Genomic DNA, 2,325 nt, shown 5'->3' with positions numbered 1-2,325 from the left:
GCCGGCGCGGGGCGGCGCGGGGGGGGTGGGGTCACCCGCCCTCCCCCGCCCCGCCCCCCCCCGGGCGCCCCCCGCCCCCCCCGCGCCGGCGGGAGACGCCCGAGCGGCCCACGCGCCCCGGGGAACCCCGCGAGCGGGCCGAGCCGAAGCGGACCGAGCCCAAGCGGCCGTCGGCGGCCGGGCCGCCGCGCCCGGGCACCCCGCCGCCCGCCCGGAAGCCCGAGCGCCGTGACGCGCCCGCGGAGCGGCCGGGCAGGCCCGCCACGCCCCCGCCGGGCGGCTTCAAGGACCTGGCGCTCAGGACGCCCCTGCCCAAGGCCGTGCTGCCCGAGGCCCTGCCGCCGCAGGCCCAGGGCCGGTCCGTCACGGCGGACACGCCCGGGGTGCGTGCCGAGGGCCCCGGGCCCGCCGACGGGTCCCGGAGCGGTCCCGGAGAGCGTGTGGGGCCCGCCCCCGGCCCCGGGGGCCCCGGGACCGATCGGGGGTCGGAGGGCGCCCTGACCGGCCGCCAGCGGCTGGTGAAGGGCGTATGGCCGCCGCGGCTCACCCGCGCGCAGCTCATCGTCGCCCTGCTGCTCTTCGGCCTCGGCCTGGGTCTCGCCATCCAGGTGCGGTCGACCAACGAGAGCAGCGTGCTGCGCGGTGCCCGGCAGGAGGACCTGGTCCGGATCCTCGACGAGCTGGACTCACGGACCCAGCGGCTCCAGGACGAGAAGCGCCGCCTCGAGAACCAGCGCACCGAGCTGGAGAACAGCTCGGACCAGGCCGAGGAGGCCAGGAAGCAGACGCTTCAGAAGGAGCAGCAGCTGGGCGTGCTCGCGGGTACGGTGGCAGCACAGGGTCCTGGTATCACGATCACCATCGACGACTCCCGGGGCTCCGTGGAGTCGGACATGCTGCTCGACACGGTCCAGGAGCTGCGCGCGGCGGGCGCCGAGGCGATCCAGATCGGCAAGGTGCGCGTGGTCGCCGGCACCTACTTCTCGGACAGCGGTGGCGCGATCCGGATCGATGGACGGAAAGTGACGCGACCGTATGTTGTGAAGGTGATCGGCAAGCCGGAGGATCTGGAGCCGGCCCTGAACATCCCGGGCGGGGTGGTGCAGAGCCTGGAGAAGGAGCAGGCCACAGTGTCCGTGCAGCGGGATAAGAAGGTCGTTGTGGATGCCTTGCGATCGGCGAAGCGGCCTGACTACGCTCGGTCGTCATCACGGTGAGGCGGTTCGAAATGAGGGTCTCTCGGGGAGACCATGTGGACGCGGGGGGTCAACGCACCAGAAGATCCGCGCGTGGTGGAAACTGTCTGGTGGTCACGGACGTTGTGAGGATGTCCGGACCGTCTGGTGTGTGCATCGAGGGTTTGTCCTGCCCCACGGGCGGGTCTGTTTCAGTCAAGGGGAATCGCCCGTGAAGTTGTTCGGGAAGTTGTTCGGTAAGAGTGCCCGCCAGGATGGCGGCAGCAGCACCGCTCGCCACCGCGCCTCGCGTGCCGCGGAGGAGAGCGGAGGGGGAACCGGGGAGCGCCCGCTCTTCCGTGACCAGGTCGGCGGGCAGGGCGCGTCTGTTGACCCCTCCGCGGCCGGGCCCATAGGTTTCGGGGACCCATCGGCCTCTCACAGTGGTGGAGGGCCCGCTTTGCCGGTCTGTCAGCGGTGTGGCCACCGGAACGCGGAGGCCAGCCGGTTCTGCTCCAATTGCGGCGCCCCGCTGCGGGGCGGCGCGCCCTCCGAGCGTGCCTCGGAGACCACCTCCACCATTTCGATCTCGGGTCTCGAGGCGTACGACTCCGAGGTGACCGGGCAGACGCCGCTGCCGTCGCTCAGCCCGGAGGCGCAGGCCGCCGTCGAGGCGCTGCCCCTGGGGTCGGCCCTGCTGGTGGTCCGCCGCGGGCCGAATTCCGGCAGCCGCTTCCTGCTGGACAGTGATGTCACCACGGCGGGCCGTCACCCGCAGAGCGACATCTTCCTGGACGATGTGACGGTCTCCCGCCGCCATGTGGAGTTCCGGCGCGGCCAGGACGGCAGCTTCACCGTCTCGGACGTCGGCAGCCTCAACGGGACGTATGTCAACCGGGAGCAGATCGACGCGCCGGTGGTCCTGGTCAGTGGGGACGAGGTACAGATCGGTAAGTACCGGCTGGTCTTCTACCCGAGCCAGCGGGGCGTCGGCATCTGACCCGTCAGGGGAGGTCCATGCTTCAGACACCGTCGGGCGGTGCCGATACCGGCACCCCCCCCCCCGGCCGCCCCGCCAGGAGCCCCCGCACCCATCTCCTTGAACCAAACCCCAGCCCCCCCGCACAACAAGGCACGCCGGGTGGAGCGG

Annotated in this window: 2 protein-coding genes; both read left to right on the top strand. The window is 72.6% G+C overall.

Translation table 11 applies throughout. From position 1 onward, the window contains the following. Positions 1-335 precede the first annotated feature (335 nt). Positions 336-1,217 carry a DUF881 domain-containing protein gene (locus ACFXB5_RS45110; protein WP_385219701.1) on the top strand — a complete coding sequence of 294 codons (882 nt, stop codon included), beginning with the start codon at positions 336-338 and terminating at the stop codon, positions 1,215-1,217. A 130-nt stretch (positions 1,218-1,347) separates the two neighbouring features. Next, a complete protein-coding gene (locus tag ACFXB5_RS45105; RefSeq protein WP_385219697.1) occupies positions 1,348-2,175 on the top strand; it encodes an FHA domain-containing protein in 828 nt (275 codons plus the stop codon). Positions 2,176-2,325: the final 150 nt, after the last annotated feature.

This window comes from Streptomyces sp. NPDC059455 (assembly GCF_042750115.1).
Lineage (GTDB): Bacteria > Actinomycetota > Actinomycetes > Streptomycetales > Streptomycetaceae > Streptomyces > Streptomyces endocoffeicus.
This window is presented reverse-complemented; position numbering and strand designations above follow the sequence as displayed.